The following is a 23,117-nucleotide window of genomic DNA, read 5'->3' on the forward strand; positions in this document are numbered from 1 at the left end:
GGCTTCCCGCGAAAGTGCTTCTTTTTCTCGGGTGGATGGATTCTGGAATGGCTCGGTATTGCCGCTGTGCTTTCCTCGGTAAATTCCTCGAATTGAGTTCGATGAATCTTCGCGTGTCCGGGGCTGGCGCGGCAGCCGTTCCACTCTGGGGGCGTGACGGACCGGACGCTCAGTCGACGAACCCGAGCAGGGTGTCCGGGCGACAGTCACTCGTGCTCGTCGCGAGCACGCAGCCACTTCAAATTCCTGATCGAGGTCAGGGTGTCGGGATGCTCAGGCCCCAGCACCCGCCGCCGCACCTCCAACGTCTCCTCCGCCAGCACCACCGCCTCCTCCACCCGACCCACATCCGCCAGGCGGATGGCCAGGTCCGACGCCGTGCTCAGCGTGTTCGGATGCTCCGCACCCAACACCCGACGCCGCACCTCCAACGTCTCCTCCCCCAACACCACCGCCTCCTCCACCCGACCCACAGCCGCCAGCTCGACGGCCAGTCCGCTCGCCGTGTTCAGCGTGCTGGGATGCTCCGCACCCAGCACCCGCCGCTGCACCTCCAGCGTCTTCTCGTCCAGGGTGACGGCTTCCTGGTACCGCCCCAGTGCCCACAGGTGGACAGCGAGGCTGCGGGCACTGTTCAGGGTGTCGGGGTGCTCCTCGCCATAGAGGCGCCGGCGCCGGGCGAGGGTGTCCTCGTCCAGAGCATGCGCGCGATCGAGGTCCAGGGTGCCGTCGAAGGCGCGGGCCAGGTAGTGAGCGGCCCAGAGGGTGTCGTCGTGGTCGGCGCCGAGTTGCCTGCGCCAGGTGCCATACAGAGTCTGCAGCCGTTCGCGTGCCGGGGCAGGCTGCCCGCGTTCCATCAGGTACCAGCACGCATCCCGCACCACATCTCGCCCCTTCTCGGTGGTGAGCTGGGCGGGGTCGGCGGCCAGGGCGTGCGGGAGCAGGACCTGCCAAGCCGGCCAGAACCGCGGCTCACTGGCGTCGCCGGGGTGGGCTGCGGTGAGGAGTGCTTCGGTGTCCGTGGTTGCGGTGTGGTGCTGGTCGGGGGTGAGGTAGTCGGTGAGGACGGCCTGGGTGAGGCGGTGCAGCTGCACCGTGCCGTCCTGGACCCGGGCCAGACCGTGCCGGGCGATGGACTGCAACGCGGCCCCCGCCGCCAGCTTCGACGCCAGCACGCCGGCCAGGAGCGTAGATGCCTGGTCGGGCAGGCGGCCGGCGCAGGAGGTGAGGGGGAAGGGTTCGGGCGCCAGCAGCGCGAGCGCCAACAGGAGGGTGTGTGCGCTGGGGTCGTCCTGGTGGAGATGGTCGGCGGTGAGCTGGACCTGGGCAGCCAGTGACACCGGATAGTGCGCGGGCGGGCGGCCCGCCGCCAGCACCGCGGCCGTGTTCACGGCCAGCTCCTCCTTCAGATCCGCAGCCGACAGCCCACCCGTCAGCAGCGCCGCCGCCTGGGCGAGGGCCAGGGGCAGGTCCTCCAGCGCGGCAGCAATGTGGTCTGCGTCCGCGTCACTCAACTGCGCGCCCTGCGCGCGGAGCAGGGCGACGGATTCGGCGCGGGAGAGGGTGTCGACGTCGAGGGGAACGGCGTGGCTGTTCCAGTTCGGGTTACGGGAGGTGATCAGAACATGCCCGGGGCCGCCGGGCATGAACGGGGCCAGGGTGGTGGGTTCTTCGGCGTTGTCGAACACCAGCAGCCAGCGTGAGCGCTCCCCCAGCTCGGCCAGCAGCAATTCGACCGCGGCGGCCGGTGGGGTGCCGGTGGGGACAATGCCAGTGCGAGCGGCGAGGGCGGCGAGTTGGTCGGGGATGAGAGTGGGGTCTTCGGACGCGATCCACCAGGCCATCTCGTACTCCCCCGCGAACCGATAGACGTACTCGATCGCGAGCTGGGTCTTACCGACCCCGCCACGGCCGTGCAGGGCCTGGACCGCCACCCGGCGGCCGGAGGCCAGCTCCTCGCGCAAGTGGACCAGCATGCCGTCGCGGCCGGTGAAGGCGGCGTTGCGGGCCGGGAGGTTCCGGACGCGTGGCAGGCTGCCGGGCAGGCGGGGGCCGGTGGCGCCGAGCCGGGACAGCGTCCCGCTCTGGCCGGGGAAAGGCGGCTCCGAAACCGGACCACCAGAGAGACCTTTCACCGCGGCCAGGAGCGCTTCACGTGCCTGGGCCGGAGCCCGGTCGAAGAGATCCTCGCTGGCGATAGCGCTCAGGATGCCTGGGGGGACGACGTTCGCGACACGGACCGGGGTGATCCTCTCCTTCCTGGCCAGCACCGCAGTCCACTCCGGAGTCGTATACCGGTCCGGCTCAAAATAAGCCGGGGAGAACAAGGCAAGGAACCGGCCCCGCTCCAGCGCCGCATTCATCTTCAGGATGAAGTTGTCGCCTGCACCCCAGTTCCAGTAATCCAGCTCAACCTGGAAGCCGGCGTCCAGGAGCTGCCAGCCCACCCATTCCGCCCACGCACGATCCGGACCCGCGTAACTGATGAACCACGTCCGCTCCGACACGCCGTCAAAACCGTCGCCGGACGCCCCGCTCGCACTCATCCCAGTCCCCCGACACCGCACCCAAACCGAATCAACCAGCGTAGAGCTCCGGCCACCGCGCGGTCCCGGACTTCACCCAGTAGGAAGCCTGCACCCGGACGGCGCTGATCCCCGCCCCAACGCTGGCACGCCACGAAGAGACCGGCAGGACACCGCAGACGGCCCTTGACCGGGCCGCGCAGCGGTGCGGCGCCGGAGGCGTGCCCGGGGCGCCGTGTGGCACCGTGGCGCCGCGCCAGGACCCCCACCCTGCGAAAGAAAAACGAGTATTGCCGCGCCCTGCCGGACGGTGCGGTGCTGCGCCCCCTGGCACGCCCCCTGCGGTGTGCCGTGGTTCAGGCGGGCGGGGATGTTGATCTCGCGGTGGTGCAACTGGGGGTGGGCGTGTCGGCATGTACAAGGCATGAGGACACCGCATCCCCTCCGCGCCCTGCGCGCTCGCCGTCGACAGTACCGGCCGTACCAGCCGCGAGCCCCGCGTAAGACCGCGTTGGATCGGCGTCGGAGACGGGTTCGGCTCTGGCAGCTCACCCGGCAGTGGGGCATGTGCGCGCTGATCTTGGTGGGGGCGTTCGTGCTGTTCGTGGTGCTGCCGTGGTTGGTCTGGAAGGGCCCGTTCGAGATCGACAAGGATCATCTGGACGAGGCGAAGGTGAAGGAGCAGTCCGGGGCGCTGGTGACCGGGTTGCGGACGGCGGTGGTGGCGTTCACGGCTGCGCTGGGGGCGGGGATCGCGCTGCTCTACACCGCGCGCAACTACCGGTTGACCCGGCGGGGGCAGATCACCGATCGGTTCACCAAGGCCCTGGAGCGCCTCGGTTCACCCGAGATCTACATCCGTATCGGCGGGATCCTCGCCCTGGAACAGATCGTCCGGGACGCCCCCGAGCAGGCCGCCACCGACGCCGCCCGCGTCCTGGGCCACTTCATCCGCCACCACGCCCCCAGTTCCACACCCCCGCCGCCGTCCAGCACCCCCTACGCCCTGCCTCCCGACCCGCTGCCCGACACCCCTGCGGGCGATGTCCAAGCAGCCCTCACCGCCCTCACCCGGCCCAAATCCCGCGCCCACGTCGACCCCAGCGAACCCCTCGACCTCCACGGCCTCCACCTCGCCGGCGCCAACCTCAACAGCGCCGACCTCACCAGAGCCAACCTGTCCAGGGCGAACCTCACCAACGCCAACCTGTCCGGGGCGACCTTCACCGGCGTCGACCTGCGCGGGGCGACCTTCACCGACGTCGACCTGTACAGGGCGACCCTCACCGGCGTCGACCTGAACGGGGCGACCCTCACCGACGTCGACCTGCACAGGGCGACCCTCACCGGCGTCGACCTGAACGGGGCGACCCTCACCGGCGTCAACCTGAACGATGCGACCCTCACCGAAGTCCACCTGAGCAGGGCGACCCTCACCGACGTCCGCCTGAACGGGGCGACCCTCACCGGCGTCCACCTGAGCAGGGCGACCCTCACCGAAGTCTTCCTGAGCAGGGCGACCCTCACCGGCGTCGACCTGAACGAGGCGACCCTCACCAGCGTCCACCTGAACGGGGCGACCCTCACCGACGTCGACCTGAACGAGGCGACCCTCACCCGCGTCGGCCTGAACGGGGCGACCCTCACCGACGTCGACCTGAACGAGGCGACCCTCACCCGCGTCGACCTGCACAGAGCGACCCTCACCGACGTCCACCTGAACGAGGCGACCCTCACCAACATCCACCTGACCGGGGCTGATGTGTCGGGCGCTGTCGGTTTGCTCCTGTCGCAGCTTGCTTCCGTGCGAACCGATGGGAAAACCGAGCTGCCTGAGTGGTTCTATCCGCGCACCGGGAAGGCCAGTGAACCGGAAGCGTGACGAGCGCGGACGCGGCCGTCTTCAGCCGGTGGCGTTCTACTGTGGGGGGCGTGACGTTCGAATACCCCGCCGATCTCCTGGACCTTCAGCAGCAGCTCACCGCCGTGCAGGCCGAGCTGCGCGGCGTGCTCGCGGGCCTGCCGTACTCGGTGGAGCCGCGGGACGCCTGGACCCGTGAGGGCTACTGGCTCACCACGCCGCGCGCCTACGCGGCCTCCCCGGGCTGGACGTCCGAGGAACAGGAGCGGGTGGCCGCGCTGCGCGAGCGCGAGCGGGACCTGGCCGCCGCGGTCATCCAGCATCCGTTCTGGGCCGAGGTCGATGGGCCGAAGCGTCCCGACGCCCGTTCCGGGCTGAAGCACGCCGCCGCCCGTCCGGACGGCGGGGAGCGCGAGGCGGCCTGAGCCGCGGGCCGGCCACCGGCCGCAGTCCTCAACGCAGCCAGGTGTGCGGGCCGCCGCCGCGCCACTCGATCAGGTCGGACAGCTCGATGTCGACCAGGTCCCAGACCTCAAGTCCGGCCCGGCGCAGGAACTCGGTGACGTCGGCCGCGCCGAAGGCGCGCCCCAGGATCGCGCCGTCGATCCTCACCCGCCGCCCGCCCTCTTCGTCGGGCGGGTACACGATCACAGGACGGCGGCCGGGCATGGCCCCAGGATCATCCGGACCGGCCCGGCGCGCACCCGGGCCCCGGGTCAGTCGACGAACCCGAGCAGGGTGTCCGGGCGGCAGTGCGGGCACGCCTCCACCCGTTCGGCGAGCGCCCGCACCGCCTGCTCGCGGGTGACACCCCGCGAGCGCTTGCCCGCCATGTGACAGTCACCCCCGTGGACGTAGACCGGCGGGGTACCGCGGCCGAGGCTCTCCTCGATGAGCCAGTCCGGGGCCGGCGGCCGGGCCGCCAGCCCGCGCAGCCGCTCGCTCTCGCGGCGCTCTTCGTCCTCGATCCACCGCCGGGTCCGTGCCAGGTCGCGCTCCTGGACCCGCTCCAGGAACCGGAGCGCGGCGAGCTTGGACGGGTTGGACGGAGCAGCAGATTCGTACACACGTTTCATTTTAGGAGGTGGCCCGGCTTCGGCATCTGCGCCCTCACGGCCGGACGGGTCCGAGGACGTGCGCATGTCCTCGGGGCGCGATGATCACGGGTGTCCCCGGGATCACGGAGGCGCCCGTGATCAGGTCTCGATGTAGGCGACGACGACCACGGTGCGCAGCGCGGTGACGAAGTACAGCACCCGGACGGATTCAAGGTCATCGGCGTACTAGCGCAGTGCCGGGGCGTCCGCGGTGGCGGGGAGCTGCTCGCCGATCTCGGGGTCAACGCTGATGACCACCAGGGCGCGGTCCAGGGCGTTCAGCTCGCTCTCGGAGGTGAGCGCTTCCATCTGCTTGGAGGCGGCGTCCGAGAACACGATGCGGGCGCGACGGCGCTGCGGTGGCATCAGGCGACGGCCGGCCGCTGCGCGGCGAGCCGGGCGCGGTGCGCCTCGCGCAGCTCTTCCCAGGGGGTGCAGTCCTCGACGGCGGGCAGGCCGTTGGCGGCGATGTCCTCCAGGACGGCCGCGAACTGATCGGCGCGGGTGCGGGCCTGTGCCGCGAGGGCGCGCAGGGCGTCCGCGGTCTCCGCGTCCAGGCGCTGCCGGACGGCAGCGTCGCCGGGGGCCGGCTGGTCGCTCACGGGTGCCTCCAACTGGGGGTGGGGCGCTCCCACCACGGTAGCGCCGGGCGGGCAGGCATGAGCCCTTCTTGGCTGGCCTCGGCTCCTTGCTCTGCCTCTTGGGGATCTTTCACTGCGTTCAACTCACTCGAACGAGTTACGTCCGGAACCGGGGTTGCGTGCTTTCGCTTCTCCGTCGGCACAGGCCGCTTCTGAATGACATGTGGCGCGATGGGCCTCTTGTCGGACCGCGAAGTGTGGCTGACCATGCGCTACAGACGGTTAGTTGAGCCGTGACGGAGTGGGGGACCCATGTCCACGGGAACGGGCGGGGAGTACTGGGCGGACAAGGCACTGCCCAGTGTGTTCAAGCACGACCTGCTGAAACGCTATTTGCCTCAGTTCGGCGGCATGACAGGAGCTCAGTCGCACGACAAACGCGTGGTGTACCTGGACGGGTACGCGGGTGAAGGTCGCTACGAGAACGGCGAGCCCGCTTCGGCAGAGATCGCACTACGGGTCGCCTCCAACTTCCGTGCCCAGCGCGGGATCACTCTGGAGTGCTTCTTCACGGAGGCGCAGCAGAAGTCGTTCGACCGGTTGAACCAGATTGTTGAGGACTACCAGGCACGCAACGTGCTGGCGCACGCCCGCCACGGCGAGGTCGACGGCGTACTCGACAACGTGATTCAGCGGGCTGCGCGCGCACCGCTGTTTCTCTTCCTCGACCCGTGTGGGCTGGTGCTGCCGCAGGCCCGGCTCGTGGATGTGCTGGCCCTGAAACGACCGCAGAAGAAGCCGCCGACTGAGCTGCTGATGAACTTCAGCATGATGGCTGTGTGGCGTCTGGGCGGTCACGTCCGTTCCCCACGCGGCAACGAGCGGTCGCTTCAGCGCTTCGACGACGTGTGTGGCGGTACCTGGTGGCGTGAGTACTTCGCCGAGGCCACCGCCCCCACCGCTAAGGAGGGCGCCGCCGAGGATGCCATCGAGGCTGTGGCAGCCGAGTACTCGCGTCTGCTTGCCCAGCGCACCGGAATGTTCGTGCAGTCGGTGCCGGTCTCCCACCACCCCCACAAGCGGGCCGTCTACCGGCTGGTCTTCGCTACCCGTAGCCAGTACGGCCTGTGGGTGTTCGGCGACTCGGTCGCCCGGGCGCGGGACGAATGGTGGAAAACGGTGGATGCGCGCGAGGAGAGCGAGGGAATGTTGCCGCTGTGGCCTATGCGTCCGGACCCGGAGGAGGTCGCTGTCCGGGCAATTCCTAAAGTCGCAGAAAACTTGGAGCAGCTACTGCTGCGAGTACGGCGGCCGGTCAAACTCGTGGATCACACGTTGGAGATCTTTGGGGACTTTTACGGACAGGTGACTGAGCCGGTGGTCCGGAAGGCGGTACAGCGCCTGCACGAGCAGGGAAAGACGCCAAGCAACGGCGTGGGCGTAAAGCGGACGCGAGAGATCACGGTCTACCCCAGAGGTATCGCCGCATGACGAGCCGGGTTCGGGCAGCGGAGTGCGCGAACCCGGTCATACGGCCACCGGCAGCGGCATCTGATCCCAGGTACGGCCATCCAACTGGCGGCCTCCAGCTTTCGGGGTCCGACCGCCCCACTGCTTGAAGAAGAACGCCACATCGGCCTGCTGACAGGTGTCGCGGATCTGTGTGACCCACACAGCGTCGAGCGGACGGTGACCTGGTCCGGACTCGCCTCCGGCGATGACCCAGTCGATGTTCGTCAGCTCCAGCCCGTCCAACGGCCCAAGCAGAGGCTCACACGACAGGAACCGGACCGCAGCAGGAACCTGCCGCAGATCATCCACGCGCGGCAGTTCCCTCGCGCTCTCCACGGAGACGCCCATCCACAAGTTGGCCGGCCACTCCAGCCGGTCGGCAACCTGTCGCAACCGGCGGGCCCGCTTGGTCAGGACTTGGTAGGTGTGCTGCGGAGTATCAGCGATCACCTCGAAGACGCGGCGCACGTAGTCGAGCGGCACACGGGCGTGGAACAGATCGCTCATGGAGTTCACGAACACTGTCCGCGGGCTCTTCCACCGGTACGGCACTGCCAGGGCGTCCGGATGAACCGTCAGCCCGAATCCGGGCCCAGAGGTCCGCGGGTCGCCATCAACCTGGTACTTCGGCGAGCCCATTGCCTTCAGCCGCTTCGACAGTGCCAGCGCATAGCAGTTGTCACATCCTGGAGAAACACGATCGCACCCAGTGGTCGGGTTCCACGTGGCCTCGGTCCACTCAATCGAACTGCGATCACTCACGGCCGGCCCTCCATCCACTCGAACCGAACCTGTCTACCTGGAACCGCAACGGCCTGTCGTGTCCAACGAGATTCTCCGCAACCGGTATTGGCATCCAACCACCCGGCTCCAGCACAACTCCCACCACCCCATTCATCGAACGCATGTACCCATTTCATGAAGGGTGTAAGCGGGCATAAAGAGGCAATCGCCCCGCCAATCAACGGCGCCGACCTGCGCGCAGTGACACCACCGGGAACCTTCGCCAGCAAGCTTGCCAACCCACGCCTCATCGAGATCTCAGTCGCCGCCCGCGCAGCAACGACGCGATCCACTTGATCGCCTGTGTGGCGCCCTGAGTGCCGATCTCCCTCTTCCGGACCCAGGGAGGTCCGGAAGAGGGAGATCGGCGATTCACGGGCCGCTGAGGGGCTCCTGAGGGGTGCTCAGGTCTGCGCCATGTCCACGAACCTGCTGTAGTGGCCCTGGAAGGCGACGGTGACGGTGGCGGTGGGGCCGTTGCGGTGCTTGCCGACGATGATGTCCGCCTCGCCCGCGCGGGGGGTCTCCTTCTCGTAGGCGTCGTCGCGGTGCAGCAGGATCACCATGTCGGCGTCCTGCTCGATGGCACCGGACTCGCGCAGGTCGGACACCTGGGGCTTCTTGTCGGTGCGCTGCTCGGGGCCGCGGTTGAGCTGGGACAGGGCGATGACGGGCACGCCCAGCGTCTTGGCCATCAGCTTCAGCCCTCGCGACATGGCCGCGACTTCCTCCTGGCGGGTGGCGCCGCGGCGGCTGGCCGGGGTCATGAGCTGGAGGTAGTCGACGATGACAAGGTCCAGGCCCTTGGTCCTGGCGAGACGGTTGGTGCGGGTGCGGATCTCGGCGAGGCTCAGGCCCGGGGAGTCGTCCACGTGCAGGCGGGCCTGGCCGATGTCGCCCATCCGCCGGCCCATGCGTGTCCAGTCCTCGTCGGTGAGGGTGCCGCCGCGCAGGTGGTGCAGGCCCACGCGGGCCTCTGCGGACAGCAGGCGCATGCCGATCTCCTTCTCGCCCATCTCCAGCGAGAAGAACGCGGTGCTCAGGTCGTGCTTGATGGACGCCGCGCGGGCGAAGTCCAGAGCCAGGGTCGACTTGCCGACGGCGGGACGGGCGGCCAGGACGATGAGCTGGCCGGGCTGGAACCCCTTGGTGAGGGAGTCCAGGTCGGTGAAGCCGGTGGGCACCCCGGTGATGGCGTCACCGGAGTCCGAACCGAGGTCGTCGATCACGCGCTCGATGATGCTGGCGGCGCTGCTGCCGGTGGAGCTGCCTGAGCGGGCCTCGACGGCGGCCTGGAGCTCGGTGTGCGCGGTGGCCACGATGTCGTCCAGGTCGCCCTCGCCGCTGTAGGCGAGCTGGGCGATCCGGGTGGATGCCTCGGTCAGACGGCGCAGCACCGCCTTCTCGCGGACGATCTCGGCGTAGTACTCCGCGTTCGCGGCCGTCGGCACCGTCTGGACCAGGGTGTGCAGGTAGGGGGCCCCGCCGACCTTGTTGATCTCGCCGCGTCGGGTGAGTTCGGCGGCGACGGTGAGGGGGTCGGCCGGGTCGCCCTTGGCGTAGACGGCCAGGATCGCGTCGTAGATCGTCTCGTGGACGGGCCGGTAGAAGTCCGCCGGCTTGAGGACCTCGGACACCTCGCCGATAGCGTCCAGGGACAGCAGCATGCCGCCCAGGACCGACTGCTCGGCGTACAGGTCGCACGGCGGCATCCGGTCGATGGCGCCCTCGGGTGAGGTGACCGGCGCGGACAGGGTGTCGGTCATGAGGTCCCCCCGGACTGCCCGCCTCGCAGCGCGCTGAGCATCGCGGACATGTCGAGCTGAGCGGGGCCCTCACGGCGAGGGCGGGACTCCTGCACGCAGGACGGGCAGTCACCGGCCGGGAACGCGCCCCCGCCGTGACCAGGCTTGTGGCACATCTCCCGGCCGCCCGCGCCCGCGGCCTTCTCGGGCCGCGCCTCAGCCAGGACCACGCTGTACAGGCGCAGGTCCTTGATCCACTTGGGCAGGATGTGCGCCACCGACCGGGCGCCCGTCGTGTTGCGCAGGATCTCCCGCGCCAGCATCTGCTGGTCCACCTCGTGAATCGACGGCCAGCCCGTCTCGCGCATCTCCGCCAGCAGCAGCGGCGCGCACTTGCGGGCCGTGCCCCTGCCCGCACCCCACGGCTTCGGCAGCGTCTGGAGGAACCTCTCCGCCTCCGCGAGATCACCCGCGGCGAACTCCGGCTCCTTCGCCGGCTTCGGCTGCCGCTGTTCCCGCTGTGACGGCAGCGCCCCCTTGGGGTCAGTGAGGGGGTAGGGGGAGGAGTATTCCTCCTCCTCCGGGGTGTGTGGGGGGGGAACGTCATTGGTGGCATGTGGTGCGACCTGCGGTTTTGCACCATCGACCACATGTGGTGACTCACCACGTGTGGCCATTGGTGGCATGTGGTCCGACCTGCGCTTTTGCTCGACGTCCGGCGGTGCGGGAATCCAGGCACCGGTCTGCGGCTGGTCCACGCGACGCTGGGACACGCCGTATTGGATGCCGACCGTCTTGCCACCCTCGCCCCGCAGACGTGCGGTCGTCACGAAGCCGGCCTCGCGGATGAGACAGATCTCCCGGCGGACGACGTTCTCCCCCAGGGGCTTGCCGTTGGCGCCCTTCCAACCCAGCCGGGCGTACCAGTCGACCAGGTACACGCACGCGACGAACTACGGACCGAGGTCTGGCTGCCCGCCGGTCCCAGCCGCCAGCTCCGCGCCATCGCCGCCTGCACCGGCCTGCACCCCGAGCAGCTGCTCGCCCAACTCGCCGACCACACCCGACTCAACAACGACGGCACCCTCACGGTCGACCCCTCTTACGTCGGTACTCCCGCGGAAGGTGTGGCGTGGGCGTGCGGGCTCCTCAGCTATAAGCACTTCTTGGTTGACAGTGTCAAGAAGGACATTTAACGTGTTCAACACGACACGTTGTTTCGACGGATCGGGTGATGTTGATGCTTCGAGCCGATGATGTGCAGGCTTGGCCTGTCGTGGGCTGGCGCGACATCGTTCGCGCCTACCGGTCGGACTCTGCAGTGAGCGAAGCGCCACTGAAGACGCTGCGTAGTCATGGAGTCCTATCCCGGGGGCTCCGGTTCACAAGGCACAACCACAGCAGGTTGGCCGGTGCAGGCATGCTCTACAGCTGCCTGAACGTCAGCGCTGCCGTACTGGACCGCCGAGGAGACAACTCCGCCGCCCGGGCTTACAGCACGCACGCACAGCGATTGGAGGATGAGCTTGTGGAACTGCTGAATCAGTTGTCGGTCGACCGTGCCGAGCTGGAACCGCTCGCTAATCCCTCCGGAGCGGCGTGGAAAGCTCTCGGCTGGCTCTGCACCGAGACCGGGAAAGCCTTGGCGTCACTGCCTGCGGTTCCCGACGAAGAGCGCTTTTCGGGCGTCCTGAAGAGCACAGACGGGAAGAAGGTCCTGTTTGTCGAGGCAGGTTCGAATGGAATGGACCGCGAACTCCCCTACGGGATGCTTGAGTCCGCCGGCTTGTCCATCGGCGACCCTGCCCTGCTCACGAACGAGTTCACGGGAGAAGCCATCATCACTCGACTGCAGCCGGGGCTGCTCACCGACGATCTGGAAGACTCTGTCGACGACGTCACAGACGACAGGGTCGGCCGTTCGCTTGGGGACGAGAACTTCGCCGCTTCACTCTTCGACGAGCTGAGGGCGGAGTAACGCCAACTACCCATACAATCCATGGGTGGAAGGCGTGAACTGGTCCTTAGGCGATAAGTCGGACCGCCCAAAGCTGGAGAGATTTGCCTGCTGCCCGGGGTGCCAGGCCAATGCGACCCGCCCTGTGCAGGACCGTCAGTCCTGTCCGTCGTGGGCCCATGGGGTACAGACGTACTTCCGGCAGCAGGCCATCCGTCACGCAAACCGCAGGCGCCGGTCCCATGACCAGCGCCTGCTGCTGTTGCATGACGCCACTGACCTGGTGGGCACAGCAGTACACGCCTCTACACCCCACCCCAGCGCGCCGGACCGTCCGGCTGTGTTCGAGCGGCGACTTGAGTTCTACGCAGTCGCCAACAGCCACCAGGGACAAACCCTCTCGAACGGCGAATACGCTGCTCAGGCACTGCTCCGAGCCGTCGTAACTGACATTACGAGTCGGCACGACCCTCACGACGAAGTCTTCCTCACCGCACTGGTCCACCCTGAAAACCACGCATCACAGAAGTGCCTGGAACGCTATGGCTGGCGGCAGCGCAAGAACCCCGACAGCCCGTATCTACTCTTCGCCACGTCTTTGAGCACGCTGCAAAAGGTCCATGGCGTCATCTCCCCTGCCGCACACGCTGATGCCTCCGGTCCCACCACGGACACCCCGGACGAATAGCACAAGGCCGAGGCTGAACAGTGCGGCCGCGGTGAGTCAGACCTAGCCACCCAACAAACCGGGCGTTCCTACCCATATATGTCGATAATATCCATCGGGCCGTCCGGCCACAGGGGGGAAGGCTCCTCAGACAAGTCGTCAAAAACATGTCACGGTCATCGTATGGACCACGTGCAGCGGATCTACCACCGATCCGAGAAGTCCCTCATCCCCCGACGCCTCTGTCCGGACTGCCGTACCCCAATCCAAGGCCGCTGGACAGAGCACCCAGGCATGACCGCTGAGTTCGACCCGGAGGGAGACGTCACCTGGCGCTGCCATGACGAGCGATGCCTCACTGGCAGTGAACTGAGAGGATTCTAAGCTGCGGCCTGATGGCCGGTCAGTTGGTCAGCGCGCCGACGTAGAACGGCGCGAGGGCGCGGATTCGGAGTTCTGGAACGTCTCCAGCCAGTGCTTGAACGGCGAGTTCCGTGCCTGGGGTGGCGGCCCCGCCGAACAGCTTGTGTAGGCGGAGCAGGCCGTCAGCAGCGACTTCACCGACTCGGGTGTCGGACTGTAGCGCGCGAAAGGTCTCGGCTACCTCTTCGACGGGAACGACGGCCATGATGCGGTAGACGTCACCGGCATCCTTGTTGGACAGCCGATCCGTTCGCTCTTTCGCCTCAGCTTCGGCGATCCGCTCGTCTAGCTTGAAAGCCTTCGCGATCAAGAGGGCGGCCGGTCCGGCAACGTAGGCGTCGACCTCGCGGTTGTCGTCCGGCGTGAGGCTGCGGAGAGTCATCACGGAACGGTCCACGGCGGCGACCTCAAGGCCGGGGACCTTCTTGGTGGCCCATTCATTGTGGGGCGGCAGCTCGGTGCGCCGTTTCTTGTTCGGTAGGGGTGCCAGTTGGTGAGGGACGAGCAGGTCCACCTCAACAGGCACGGTGAGGTCGCCGATCTGTTCAGGGCGCTCCCAGAGGCCGGACTGGTTGGCTCGAAGTGAGAAGCCCGCGTCGCGCATGGCCTGCTCGAGCAGGGGCTGGTCTCCGAGCTGGGCGGGATCGATGCTGATGTCTCCGTCGGAGGTGTAAGCAGCGCTGCGGATCTCTGCTTCCTGTGTACGGAGGTAAACCGCCTGCGCTCCCACTACCGTCAGCGCGTCCCGGTGGTCTTTGAGCGCGGTGAGAGCGTCCAGCAGGACGTTGCGGGCTGCCACGTTGAGTTCATCCGGGCCTACGCCCACTGGTGCTTTCGACATCGCGCCCCCTTGATCGGTGGCGCGATCCTAGAACAGGCGATGTGATTCGTCCCGGGAAAGGAGAGAAAGGCTGTCTGTCCGCCACAGGCGTTCTTCCTCCATGAACGCGAGGACCTTCTCACCTTCCGCTGGCATACGGCCCGGGCCGGAAAGGCAGTCCAGGACAAGTTGACTCAAGCCCACCTGAAAGTAGCGGTCGTATCGCCTCGGCCGTTGCAGCACACCGAGATCCGGAGCCCGGAGCAGCAGAACATCGGCAGCCTCCGGAACCGGGAGCAGATGGAGCTCCTGAACCACATCACGGGTGTGCTTCTTATCGGGCGTGACGTAGAGCATCAGCTGGCCGCCAACGGCGACTGGAGCAACGGGGCGGGCAGCATAGGAACCTGTGACCAGCACTCTGCCCTCTGCGATGACGCCTTGCCGGTCCACCAACTGGTCCAGGACCTGCTGCACCCCATTGGGCGCAAGGAGTCCCTGCGGGTTCGTCTGCCGCATGAGGTCCAGATGGTTTGCCCTGGTCCGCAGAAGGTCCTGCCAGTGGACCGAGGTGACGGTTCTGCCTTCACGTCCGATCAGCAGTTGGTCTTCAAGGGCATCGAGAAGACGTGACACGTACGGGAGACTCAGGCCCGAATGCTCGGCCAGCTCGGTCGCCCGGTAAGGAGGCTTGACATCGGCCAGCAGGCGAATGAGGCGGCCTGCCCGGGGCCCTGTCAGCAAGGGCTTGCCGCTGGGTGCCGACCGGTGGCTGGCAGGAGCACGCACCGCTCCCTGCGTGTGGATGACGACGGCTGGCCGACTGATCCTGAGCGAGATGTTGCCCGTCAGGTCGAGGAAATCGATCTCGCGCCGCCGGAGTTCTTCCTGCGCCTTTGGGCTGATCCACGGCGAGAACACCATCAGAGCCGAGTTGCGGTTGAGCCGTCGAACCAGTGCCGCCGTCGAACCGAGCTGCGTCACTCCCTTGGGGGTCAGGTGATCGCGAACATCGACAAGCAGCTCGGTGAAAATGCCGTCGCCGCGCGACAGAACCCGCACAACCGCGTCCCAGCCCTCATCACCGTGCAGAGGAAGCGGCGGCTGAGGCTCAATGGAGACCTCCCACGCCTCGCCCAGCAGCCCCTGGAGGGCCTCAATGCCCTGATCGATCACTTCACCAGAGGTCTGAGCAGGTAGGTCCATGCCCACGATGATGACATGGCAAGTCCACAAGAACTATAGAACTTGCCGATCCTACGAACTTTCCGAATGAAGGAAAGTACGGCGGATCGGCAAGTTCTCCGAAAGTTGCAACTTGCCGAACTAAGTAAACAGGGCAGATTCAGCAAGCGCACATCACCAAGCGTGACGCATGACGGCTATATGCTCACAAAAAGTAGTGGGATTGTCTGCGTAGGGTCAGGAGATGAGCCAGTGGGTGGCGGCCAGCCCGATCGCACCGAGCCCGAACCTGGCCTGGATCCGGTCATCTGCCGACTCCGCCACCAGACGCGCTTGCCACGCGGCACTTTTTTTCCCCCCCCCACCCAGCCCGCCCGGCACAGTGTTTCCCCAGGTCACAGGACTGGAGAGGCTGGAAAGAACTACGGAGCGAAGAGTCCCCGTCGAACTGGCGAGGGCTGGCCCGTCGGCAGGGGGCGATCCATGGGGAAGGTCATGCGCCCCGCGCCCCTGGCCGGGCGGCTCTCTTGGTGGGCCTGTATCGGAGCAGATGCAGATGCGCCAGGTCCACGGGGAGTTCGGCGTGGTGCACCACGGTCACGTCCGTACCGGTGGTGAGGTGCAGGGCGATCAGATCCGCCCACACGCCCCACCCGATGCGGTACGCGCGCAGAACGGTCATCCGCTGCCACGCGGCCGGCACTTCGGCAACTCGCGTGACCGCCCGCGGTTTCTGGCTGTGGATGGGCTGATCGACGCACTCGGATACCGCCCTCGCCGCCCAGCAGGGGCGAGGAAGCGGCCCGAGCCGATGCCTTTGATTTATCCCGTGCCACAACGGATCCACCCAGCTCAGGGACCATGCTGGGGTCAGCGGCCGGCAGGGGCTATCTGGATGGCGCGGCCCTGCGAGCGGGTGGTCTTCGCTCCCGCCGTGCCGGCTGCGAGGGTGCTGGGGTCGACGGCTTCGCCGGGGGCGCCGACGGCGTAGGGGCCCTCGGGGTCGGTGTCGCGGTCGTGCGGGAGGAGGAAGAAGACGCGGCGGGCGAAGAGGCCGCTGTCCGGGTCGCTGGGCGAGCCGGGCTTGAGGTTGGTGTAGCCGACGAGGCGTCCGTCGCGGTCGTAGCGGGGCCGGCCGCGGCGTGTGGTGACCTTGTCCAGGGCCTGGCGGACGTAGTCGAGGTTGTCGGGGTCTTCGAGCCAGACGACGTCGGCTTCGTCGACGAGTTGGGTGTCCTGCAGCATCGAGCTCATGGCCGAAGACCTTCCTGATCGTCGTCGGCCGGGCGGCGGCCTGCCGGGGCGGCACGCGTGCCGCTTTGTCTTGTAGAACGTGTGTGATCGCGTTCTTGTTCGGGGCTTTCATGGTACGGGCCCCTCAACCACGTACCCCGCCGGCCGTCGGCGCTCACGGGGCTTCGTCTCCTGCAACGTCGTCGGCGAGGAGTGCGAGGCCGGGGTAGAGCTTGACGTTGTTGCTCTTGATCATTTCGGTGGGGGACGACAGGCCGATCTCCTGGCGGATGCGTCCCGCGAAGGCGCGGCTGGTGCCGGGACGGATGCCTTCGTCGCCGCACCAGCGCAGGTAGGTCTCGTACAGGAGTTTCTGCTCGACGCGCAGGTCGGGGTCGGGGCGCCCGTCGGCGCCGCGGGTGCAGCGTTCGGTCATGAAGCGGCCGATGTGGTCTTCGGTCTTCTCGTAGGCCTCGGTGGCCAGCCGCACGGAGGCCGGCCCGTGCAGGGGGTCGCGGGTGGCGAGGTAGCGGCGGGCGCCTTCGATGAGCCAGTTGAGGATGCCGGGGCCCTCGTCGCGGACGAGTTCGTGCCCGAGGTTGTCGATCTTGCGTTCGTCGGGGACCTGCCGCTCGAACGGCACGAGCCGCATGCGCCGCCAGAACGCGTGCCCGCCGGTGCCGACTTCGGGCCGGTGGTTGCCCAGCAGCCACAGTTTGTGGGTGGGGGTGAAGGTGAAGAAGTCCTGCCGCATACGGCGGGCGGTGATCGTGTCGCCGCCGGTGAGGAGCTTGACGCGGGCCTCGTCGAACTTGTCGTTCGGCTTCAGCTCGCTGCACACCACGATGCGCCGGCCGTGCAGTTCGGTCAGCTCGGTGGAGTGCTCGGTGTACTTGCCCTTCTCCATCAGGAAGCCCGGTGGGGCGGCGTTCGCGTAGTCGCCCAGGATGTGCATCATCACCTCGAGCAGCACGGACTTGCCGTTGGCGCCGGCCCCGTAGAGGAAGGGCAGCACCTGGGCGCCGACGTCGCCGGTGATGGAGTAGCCGAGCAGCAGGTGCAGGAACGCGATGGTCTCGCGGCCCTTGGGATCGGTGCCGAAGGTCTCGTCGAGGAACCGGTACCAGCGCGGGATCGGCATCGCTTCCGGGCCGACGCTGGTGGCGCGGGAGTGCATGTCGGACAGCGGGTCGGGCTTGTGGAGTTCCCCGGTGCGCAGGTTGACGATCCCGGAGGGCGTGCACAGGGCGTAGACGTCGCCGTCCAGGGTGTCGGGGTCCATGCTCAGCCCGGGCGCGGCCTGGGCCTGCTCCAGGAGCGCCTTCATGCCCGCGGTGGCCTGGGTGCGGCGGCGGTGCACGGCCAGTTCACGGTCGCTGAACCGGCCGTGGGGGTCGGTGCGGGGCATCTGCTCGGCCATGTCGCCGGCCGCCCACATGGCGCCCTTCTCACCGCCCGTGCGCTTCCAGCGGTACTGGTCCCAGGAGTACCAGCCCAGGCCTTCCACATGCCGGAACTGGTCCCCGTACATGCGCGCGAACAGCTTGGCGTTGCCCCGGTCGGTCAGCTCGTCGGGAAGCTGACCCGGCGGCGGGACCGCGGCACGGCTGTCGTCGGTGGCCTGAGAGGGCAGCACGAGGTGCCCGTCCGCTGCCGGCAGTGCGATCTGCTCGTGCATCTGCTGGGCGGCTGCCACCGGGTCGAAACGGACCGGCTCCGGGCTGCTCATGGGTGTCCTAGGAGAGACATCGGACGCGGTACGCCTTCAGACACGGCACGGTCCCGGACAGGCGTACGTCCGCCGGGCAACACGCTCAAGGGCAGATGCCACGGGGCAGGTGTCTGAACTGTCGCGGGCTGGCGTAGCACTCGTGTCCTCGTCGGGGGCTGGGGTTTTCAGTGACCGCTGACCGCTGAGGCCTGCAACGCCCGGCACAGCGCGGGTTCGAGAGGCTGACGGGACTGACGGGACTGAAAATTTCACATGCGGCTCAGACAGTAGCGCACGCCGCTCTGTTGCCAGGGCGGGGAGCGTCCGCGTGTCGAAAGTTCAGTCCCGCCAGCCCCGTTCATCCGTGTATCGGGGCTTGGCTCGCGGCCTCGGGACTGCAGAGAAGCCGTTCAGTCCCGTGGTCAGCCCCATCAAGTCGTGGCAGGTCAGAGGCCATGTGCGCTTCCTGTACGGGACTGACGGGACTGACAGTTGCAGTTATGAGCTGCATGCGTGTGTACCAGGAGTACTTGTACGTACGCGCCTGCATGCACACGCGCCTGATGGCTATAACTGACAAGTTCAGTCCCGTCAGTCCCGTACCAGCAGAGAAGCATCCTCTGACCTGGCCTTTTACTCTACGGGACTGAACCCGTTTCGCCGCCGCCGAGGCTCTGGACGCTACCGACACCAGGCTGCTCGCCCGCGAGCTGCGCGGGATCGTCCTTCTGCGGCCCGATCAGGCAAGTGATGGCGACGTTGCGCCCGCCATCGAGGACACCGCCCGCCTGCAGGGCGCGCGAGCCCAGGCACGTCAGCACGCCGCCCAAGGCGGCTCTCACGGCGAACTGGGCAGCGCGATGGGCGCGTCCCCCGGGCGCCGCCCAGTCCTGCCGCCGGACGCTGCTGAACGCCTCCCCCGACCCGATGGAGCGTTTGGCCGCCGACCCGGTCACGTGAACCGATGAGCTGAGCCGTACAGCGACCAGACGACTGGTTGCTGCACAGCGCTGCCATGCGCGGCTACGGGCCAGCTGGCCGAGCACACCCGCCAGTGCCGTCCTCCCCGGCAGGCAGCAGTGTCAACGCTCTCCGGCCTTGCGGGCAGCATTTGAGCACACAACCGCAGCAGCGCCGACGGAGGTCGGCGTAGCTCCGTCGGACCCGGCTCGTTGAGCATGGGACTGCATCGCGAACGAGGACCGATGCCGAAGAAACCCGCGCACGATCCGACATACGGCTACGCCCCGGAGAGACTCACGATCTGGGTCCATCAGCACGACCTGGCGCGGCTGCTGTTGATGTTCCGTCGGCTGGTGCGCGAGCAGAAACCGGGCTCATGTTTTCACATGAGGGACTACGACCAGTCCTTCGAACGCCTCGCAGACACGGTCGACGCCAGTTCGCAGCTCCAGTACGGCACGCACTGGACGAAGCCGGATCTGGGGCACTGCGCGGCAGTTCGGAACCCTACGCTTCGACGTAGGCGACGATCGCGCGGTCCAGGCGGTGCGTCTCGGACGCGGTGAGCTTCGCCAGCTGGGTGAGCGCGGGCTCCACCACGATGACCCGGGAGCGCCGCGGGGTGTGCTCAGGCGACACGGGGCTCCCCGTCAGCGAGACGGGCGAGGTGGGCGTCGCGGGCGATCTCCCACGGCACGCCGGATTCCGGAGAAGGGTAACCGTGTTCGGCGATGTCCTCGAGCACAGAGGCGAAGACATCGACCTTGGCGCGCTGGTCGGCCGCGTACTTGCGGACCGCTTCGGCGGCGGCTTCGTCGAGCGGCTGGCGGTCGGGCGCGGCGGCCGGCTCCTGACTCATCGATGGCTCCCGGGACGTCGTCTGTCGTGTGCTCCCACGGTATCGCCGGGGCAGCGCCGGTCTGCGGTACAGACGAAACCCGCCCGATGACACAAATGGTCACGACTACCTGGGGAAACAGGGGGTTGATGACACAGATACGCCACCTTGGATGGTCCAGGGGCCAGGTGATGGGTCGGTCGTGCGGCTACGGTCCGTGCCGGTCGGCAGGATCGTGTGATGTGCGGTGACCGGAGGGAGGTGCGATTCTCGGGACGCCACGGTCAAAGGGAGAGGGCGACGTAGATGCGGCTGCTTGATGTGCTTCAGCAAGGCCTGGTGACGCGGTACAGCCAGCTCATTGGCTCTAGACGATCGGCTTTTGGGCGAGAAGTGCAGTACGCGGCCAACTGGATTCGGAAGCAACCTCTTCTCATGGCGATCCTTGATGAAGCGCGTCATGTCGAGGAACCACCCCTCTTGGAGGGGTGGTTGGCACAGTGTGTAGAGGACGACGGCGTGAGTTGGCCGACCGAGACAGAGGAAGGGAGGGCCGTCCTCGGCTGGAACTTGCTCAGCACCCTGGAACCTGCCGATGCCGAAAGGCTGGCACTCAGCATTTACGGTCGGCTCAGTAGCAGCACCACCATCGACACCATGGTGCAGATGCTCGCCCGAGATGCCTTCACATCGCTGTTCAACTTCCTCGGCGAGCAGCTCCAGTACCGAAGCAGCGTCATCTTCACCTTGCGCCGCTACGTCTACCTCACCGAGCGGTTCAACCGTGTCGCGCTGGATGCCCAGTACAAGGAGCAGACCGCTACAGGCGAAGAGTTGTACAACGACGACCTGCAGAAGTTCCTGTTCCAGGACGCCCACTACGTAACCCATGCGAAGGCACGCTCCACCACAGGCGAACCTGACCTGATCGGTGAACTCGAAGGCGAGGATCCGATCGTCCTGGACGGCAAGCTGTACACCGGGAGCGTCGCGTATGTCGGCAAGGGTGTGCGACAGGTGTACGAGTACGCCGTGGACCATGGCAAGCACGTCGCGTACCTGGTGGTGTTCAACCGCAAGGCCGACCGGACTCTGGTAGTGGCTGGAGACGGTCCAGCCGACGTCTCGCCGCCCTACTTCGAGATCGCGGGGGTTCGGGTGTACGTCGTGATCGTGCGGGCAGCACCTCCGGAGACCACCGCGAGCAAGCTGGGACCGCTCACTCCCGTCCATCTCACCCGGAACACGGTAGAGAGGGCCCTGGAGGACGACTGATCAGTGCGTTCCAGAGCTCCTTTCCGGGGCTCGGTGACCTGATTGAGGGCGCACCGGGGCAACACCTCACAACAGCTCCAGCTCGTGCGGGGTGGCGCTCGAGGCGGCCGTCGCCGTGTCTGGGGCGCGGTCACAAGGCGGTCCTCGGTTGCGAGCCGGCTCCGGCTTCGTGGGCGCTCGCGAGCAGGGCATAGAAGGCGAGCGCGGCCGCGGGATCGATGTCGGGCAGCCGGCCGACGGCTGCCTGCTCGTTTTCGCTCAGGCCGTCCAGGAGCCCGGTGCGGGCGAGGGCGCGCAGCAGGGCGTGGCGCAGAACGTCCGGGGTGAGAGCGGCGGGCGGCTTCGGCTTCTTCCTCCTGCCGGCGCTTGTCGGCCTCCATCTGCTGGGTGCGCTCGGGTTCGGTGTCGGCGGCGAGCTCGTCCTGGACTACGGCGACGGTGTCCGGGTCGTACGGGCCGCCCGTGTTGGCGAGCAGCTGCGTGATGCGCGCCCTCTCGGCGGCTTCGGCCAGGCCGCGGGCATCGTCGGCGAGGTCCTCGTGGTCGCGGACCAGGTGCTGCTGCAGTTCGGCTTCCTGGAGGGCGGCTGCCGCCCCCGGGCGGGGCATGCCGCAGGCCCGCCGACGGAATGCACGGCGCCCTACCTTCGCCCGGTCGACCGGCTCGCGCACCGCTGTTCCCCGCACGGGTACGGCACTTCCGGGACAACCCCCGGCGGACAGCGGCCACCGGCCGCCGGGAAGGGTGGGGGCGGCGGCGCATCATCACGGGAGGGGCGTTTGTGCGGCTGACGATCGACACCGGAACGGACACCTACGAGCAGGCTCTCGCCGCGGTGCAGGCCGCGTACGGGCTACGGCCGGACGTCCCGGCCGCCTGGCCGGACGCGCCGGCCACGGAACCGCGGCCCGGCCCGCAGGATCTCGCCGCCGACGACCTTGCCGACGGCTGGACGGACCAGATGCTGTTCCAGATGGTCGCGGCGCTGATGCCCGGGGCCCGGGCGGTCCTGCGCCGGATTACCGAGCTGGACGGCACCGCCTCGTACGATGACGTCCAGCAGCACTTCGCCCACCACCCCACGCACCCGATCCCCGTCTCCCGGATCGGCGGGACTCTGACCAGCATCAGGGCGGCGCAGCGCCGTATCGGCCCGGACGGCGCCGGCCCGCTCCTCCAGCGGGACGAACCAACACGGCGCTACCGCATCGAGGACGTCCTCGTGGCCGGCTTCCGGCGGGCCTTCGCCCTCGCCGACGTCCGCCCCGACCTGCTGCGCGCATGAGCGGGGACGGCGCGCTGGGGCGCTTCGCGGAATCCGGGGCAGGAGTGCGGGCGGCGCAGATCTTGACCGCTGCGGACTGTGATCAGGGCCAGACGGTGGCGGATTCGGGACGAAGGTCCGGCCACTCCCGGAAGATGCAGATGATCTTGTCGGCGGGCACAACGGCCCCCGGGGCCTCCATCAGGAGCCGCGCGTACTCCACGTCGTCGATGACCGCGGTGAACGCGTCGCCGATGTCGTCGAAGGCGCAGAGCAGCCCGTAGCCGGTCGCCGTGTGCTCCAGGCCAGCGCCCCAGCAGAACTCCCGGTAGGCGTCGGCGTCCAAGGTGGCGGGGGTGGCGAGCGCTATCCGGTGAACGGTGATCATGTGCTCTCCTCTGATGGCGAACGAGCTGCTCCCCGTACGCGGGACGTACGGGGAGCAGGGGCTCGGAATGGAAGGCGGGTGCGCGTCCGCGCGCGGGCCCACCTATAAGGGCTCCGTGACAGTGCTCTGAGGGCGCTCGTCCCTCTGATGTGTGACAGGTCGAACGGGAGTGCCCAGGGTGGCGCCCTCGTTGTCCTCCGCCAGGCCCTCAAGCATGCTGACGGCGCCGTCCCCCTACGCCAGGAGGACGTCGCCGCGACGGCATGACCCGGGGGTGGGGCGCCAGGAG

24 protein-coding genes and 1 pseudogene are annotated in these 23,117 nt (G+C 67.9%); 8 read left to right on the forward strand and 17 right to left on the reverse strand.

Going from position 1 to position 23,117, the window contains the following annotated elements; genetic code table 11:
• Positions 1-206 precede the first annotated feature (206 nt).
• Positions 207-2,546 carry an FxSxx-COOH system tetratricopeptide repeat protein gene (gene fxsT, locus ACIPSE_RS45775; RefSeq protein ID WP_401675855.1) on the reverse strand — a complete coding sequence of 780 codons (2,340 nt, stop codon included), beginning with the start codon at positions 2,544-2,546 and terminating at the stop codon, positions 207-209.
• A gap of 544 nt (positions 2,547-3,090) precedes the next feature.
• Here fxsT and ACIPSE_RS45780 point away from each other — a divergent pair.
• Positions 3,091-4,407 carry a pentapeptide repeat-containing protein gene (locus ACIPSE_RS45780; RefSeq protein ID WP_401675857.1) on the forward strand — a complete coding sequence of 439 codons (1,317 nt, stop codon included), beginning with the start codon at positions 3,091-3,093 and terminating at the stop codon, positions 4,405-4,407.
• A gap of 50 nt (positions 4,408-4,457) precedes the next feature.
• Complete coding sequence (locus ACIPSE_RS45785; RefSeq protein WP_401675859.1) at positions 4,458-4,811, forward strand: nucleic acid-binding protein; 354 nt, start codon at positions 4,458-4,460, stop codon at positions 4,809-4,811.
• A gap of 28 nt (positions 4,812-4,839) precedes the next feature.
• On the opposite strand, the gene ACIPSE_RS45790 is transcribed toward ACIPSE_RS45785, so the two are convergent.
• From ACIPSE_RS45790 to ACIPSE_RS45805, 4 genes and pseudogenes are all read right to left on the reverse strand, one after another.
• Complete coding sequence (locus tag ACIPSE_RS45790; protein WP_401675861.1) at positions 4,840-5,055, reverse strand: hypothetical protein; 216 nt, start codon at positions 5,053-5,055, stop codon at positions 4,840-4,842.
• A 47-nt stretch (positions 5,056-5,102) separates the two neighbouring features.
• Positions 5,103-5,453 (reverse strand): DUF6233 domain-containing protein, encoded by a 351-nt coding sequence (locus ACIPSE_RS45795; protein WP_401675863.1) that lies wholly within the window; start codon positions 5,451-5,453, stop codon positions 5,103-5,105.
• A 129-nt stretch (positions 5,454-5,582) separates the two neighbouring features.
• A pseudogene (locus ACIPSE_RS45800) lies at positions 5,583-5,849 on the reverse strand (hypothetical protein).
• Entirely contained in the window at positions 5,849-6,085 is a 237-nt protein-coding gene (locus ACIPSE_RS45805; protein WP_401675865.1) for a hypothetical protein, read from the reverse strand. The pseudogene ACIPSE_RS45800 and the gene ACIPSE_RS45805 overlap by 1 nt, the downstream one beginning before the upstream one ends.
• A gap of 291 nt (positions 6,086-6,376) precedes the next feature.
• Between ACIPSE_RS45805 and tcmP the strand changes: the two genes are divergently transcribed.
• Positions 6,377-7,555, forward strand: coding sequence for a three-Cys-motif partner protein TcmP (tcmP, locus tag ACIPSE_RS45810; RefSeq protein ID WP_401675867.1), 1,179 nt, complete (start codon positions 6,377-6,379; stop codon positions 7,553-7,555).
• A 36-nt stretch (positions 7,556-7,591) separates the two neighbouring features.
• Here tcmP and ACIPSE_RS45815 read toward each other — a convergent pair whose 3' ends face one another.
• The 3 genes from ACIPSE_RS45815 to ACIPSE_RS45825 all read right to left on the reverse strand — a co-directional run bounded on the left by ACIPSE_RS45815 (position 7,592) and on the right by ACIPSE_RS45825 (position 11,045).
• Complete coding sequence (locus ACIPSE_RS45815) at positions 7,592-8,338, reverse strand: DUF5131 family protein (protein ID WP_401675869.1); 747 nt, start codon at positions 8,336-8,338, stop codon at positions 7,592-7,594.
• Positions 8,339-8,763: 425 nt separating this feature from the next.
• Positions 8,764-10,125, reverse strand: coding sequence for a replicative DNA helicase (gene dnaB / locus ACIPSE_RS45820; RefSeq protein ID WP_401675871.1), 1,362 nt, complete (start codon positions 10,123-10,125; stop codon positions 8,764-8,766).
• The gene (locus tag ACIPSE_RS45825) at positions 10,122-11,045 is read right to left on the reverse strand and encodes a hypothetical protein (RefSeq protein ID WP_401675873.1); all 924 of its coding nucleotides are present in this window, start codon (positions 11,043-11,045) and stop codon (positions 10,122-10,124) included. Before ACIPSE_RS45825 ends, dnaB begins: the two co-directional genes overlap by 4 nt.
• Positions 11,046-11,524: 479 nt before the next feature.
• Here ACIPSE_RS45825 and ACIPSE_RS45830 point away from each other — a divergent pair, with 479 nt between their 5' ends.
• Together ACIPSE_RS45830 and ACIPSE_RS45835 are read left to right on the forward strand one after the other, a co-directional pair.
• The gene (locus ACIPSE_RS45830) at positions 11,525-12,082 is read left to right on the forward strand and encodes a hypothetical protein (RefSeq protein ID WP_401675875.1); all 558 of its coding nucleotides are present in this window, start codon (positions 11,525-11,527) and stop codon (positions 12,080-12,082) included.
• Between the two features lie 319 nt (positions 12,083-12,401).
• Complete coding sequence (locus ACIPSE_RS45835; protein ID WP_401675877.1) at positions 12,402-12,749, forward strand: hypothetical protein; 348 nt, start codon at positions 12,402-12,404, stop codon at positions 12,747-12,749.
• Between the two features lie 382 nt (positions 12,750-13,131).
• On the opposite strand, the gene ACIPSE_RS45840 is transcribed toward ACIPSE_RS45835, so the two are convergent.
• The 8 genes from ACIPSE_RS45840 to ACIPSE_RS45875 form a co-directional block, all read right to left on the reverse strand.
• Positions 13,132-13,992 (reverse strand): hypothetical protein, encoded by an 861-nt coding sequence (locus tag ACIPSE_RS45840; protein ID WP_401675879.1) that lies wholly within the window; start codon positions 13,990-13,992, stop codon positions 13,132-13,134.
• A 27-nt stretch (positions 13,993-14,019) separates the two neighbouring features.
• Positions 14,020-15,177, reverse strand: a complete 1,158-nt coding sequence (locus ACIPSE_RS45845) for a helix-turn-helix domain-containing protein (protein ID WP_401675881.1) — start codon at positions 15,175-15,177, stop codon at positions 14,020-14,022.
• 472 nt (positions 15,178-15,649) lie between these two features.
• Entirely contained in the window at positions 15,650-15,838 is a 189-nt protein-coding gene (locus ACIPSE_RS45850; protein WP_401675883.1) for a hypothetical protein, read from the reverse strand.
• 188 nt (positions 15,839-16,026) lie between these two features.
• Positions 16,027-16,410, reverse strand: coding sequence for a DUF6009 family protein (locus tag ACIPSE_RS45855; RefSeq protein WP_401675885.1), 384 nt, complete (start codon positions 16,408-16,410; stop codon positions 16,027-16,029).
• Positions 16,411-16,564: 154 nt separating this feature from the next.
• A complete protein-coding gene (locus ACIPSE_RS45860) occupies positions 16,565-18,118 on the reverse strand; it encodes a phage/plasmid primase, P4 family (protein WP_401675887.1) in 1,554 nt (517 codons plus the stop codon).
• A gap of 620 nt (positions 18,119-18,738) precedes the next feature.
• On the reverse strand, positions 18,739-19,146 hold the full coding sequence (locus tag ACIPSE_RS45865; protein WP_401675889.1) for a hypothetical protein: 408 nt from the start codon (positions 19,144-19,146) through the stop codon (positions 18,739-18,741).
• A gap of 424 nt (positions 19,147-19,570) precedes the next feature.
• Positions 19,571-19,702: a hypothetical protein gene (locus ACIPSE_RS45870; protein ID WP_401675891.1), complete on the reverse strand. Its 132-nt coding sequence runs from the start codon at positions 19,700-19,702 to the stop codon at positions 19,571-19,573.
• The gene (locus tag ACIPSE_RS45875) at positions 19,692-19,922 is read right to left on the reverse strand and encodes a hypothetical protein (RefSeq protein ID WP_401675893.1); all 231 of its coding nucleotides are present in this window, start codon (positions 19,920-19,922) and stop codon (positions 19,692-19,694) included. The genes ACIPSE_RS45870 and ACIPSE_RS45875 overlap by 11 nt, the downstream gene beginning before the upstream one ends.
• A 414-nt stretch (positions 19,923-20,336) precedes the next feature.
• On the opposite strand from ACIPSE_RS45875, the gene ACIPSE_RS45880 reads away from it, so the two are divergent.
• The 3 genes from ACIPSE_RS45880 to ACIPSE_RS45890 all read left to right on the forward strand — a co-directional run bounded on the left by ACIPSE_RS45880 (position 20,337) and on the right by ACIPSE_RS45890 (position 22,461).
• Positions 20,337-21,176 (forward strand): hypothetical protein, encoded by an 840-nt coding sequence (locus ACIPSE_RS45880; RefSeq protein WP_401675895.1) that lies wholly within the window; start codon positions 20,337-20,339, stop codon positions 21,174-21,176.
• Between the two features lie 323 nt (positions 21,177-21,499).
• Positions 21,500-21,967 carry a hypothetical protein gene (locus ACIPSE_RS45885; RefSeq protein WP_401675897.1) on the forward strand — a complete coding sequence of 156 codons (468 nt, stop codon included), beginning with the start codon at positions 21,500-21,502 and terminating at the stop codon, positions 21,965-21,967.
• A complete protein-coding gene (locus ACIPSE_RS45890; protein WP_401675899.1) occupies positions 21,958-22,461 on the forward strand; it encodes a hypothetical protein in 504 nt (167 codons plus the stop codon). Before ACIPSE_RS45885 ends, ACIPSE_RS45890 begins: the two co-directional genes overlap by 10 nt.
• Before the next feature lie 82 nt (positions 22,462-22,543).
• On the opposite strand, the gene ACIPSE_RS45895 is transcribed toward ACIPSE_RS45890, so the two are convergent.
• A complete protein-coding gene (locus tag ACIPSE_RS45895; RefSeq protein ID WP_401675901.1) occupies positions 22,544-22,828 on the reverse strand; it encodes a hypothetical protein in 285 nt (94 codons plus the stop codon).
• Positions 22,829-23,117 lie beyond the last annotated feature (289 nt).

Source organism: Streptomyces sp. NPDC090106 (assembly GCF_044747265.1).
Taxonomy (GTDB): Bacteria; Actinomycetota; Actinomycetes; order Streptomycetales; family Streptomycetaceae; genus Streptomyces.

Coding starts and splice junctions, on each gene's coding strand:
- ACIPSE_RS45780 (WP_401675857.1), top strand. CDS start 3,091: ATGTGCGCGCTGATCTTGGTGGGGGCGTTCGTGCTGTTCGTGGTGCTG.
- ACIPSE_RS45895 (WP_401675901.1), bottom strand. CDS start 22,828: ATGATCACCGTTCACCGGATAGCGCTCGCCACCCCCGCCACCTTGGAC.
- ACIPSE_RS45860 (WP_401675887.1), bottom strand. CDS start 18,118: ATGAGCAGCCCGGAGCCGGTCCGTTTCGACCCGGTGGCAGCCGCCCAG.
- ACIPSE_RS45830 (WP_401675875.1), top strand. CDS start 11,525: ATGCTCTACAGCTGCCTGAACGTCAGCGCTGCCGTACTGGACCGCCGA.
- ACIPSE_RS45845 (WP_401675881.1), bottom strand. CDS start 15,177: ATGGACCTACCTGCTCAGACCTCTGGTGAAGTGATCGATCAGGGCATT.
- fxsT (WP_401675855.1), bottom strand. CDS start 2,546: ATGAGTGCGAGCGGGGCGTCCGGCGACGGTTTTGACGGCGTGTCGGAG.
- ACIPSE_RS45875 (WP_401675893.1), bottom strand. CDS start 19,922: ATGAGTCAGGAGCCGGCCGCCGCGCCCGACCGCCAGCCGCTCGACGAA.
- ACIPSE_RS45790 (WP_401675861.1), bottom strand. CDS start 5,055: ATGCCCGGCCGCCGTCCTGTGATCGTGTACCCGCCCGACGAAGAGGGC.
- dnaB (WP_401675871.1), bottom strand. CDS start 10,125: ATGACCGACACCCTGTCCGCGCCGGTCACCTCACCCGAGGGCGCCATC.
- ACIPSE_RS45880 (WP_401675895.1), top strand. CDS start 20,337: ATGGCGATCCTTGATGAAGCGCGTCATGTCGAGGAACCACCCCTCTTG.
- ACIPSE_RS45840 (WP_401675879.1), bottom strand. CDS start 13,992: ATGTCGAAAGCACCAGTGGGCGTAGGCCCGGATGAACTCAACGTGGCA.
- ACIPSE_RS45855 (WP_401675885.1), bottom strand. CDS start 16,410: ATGAGCTCGATGCTGCAGGACACCCAACTCGTCGACGAAGCCGACGTC.
- ACIPSE_RS45850 (WP_401675883.1), bottom strand. CDS start 15,838: ATGACCGTTCTGCGCGCGTACCGCATCGGGTGGGGCGTGTGGGCGGAT.
- tcmP (WP_401675867.1), top strand. CDS start 6,377: ATGTCCACGGGAACGGGCGGGGAGTACTGGGCGGACAAGGCACTGCCC.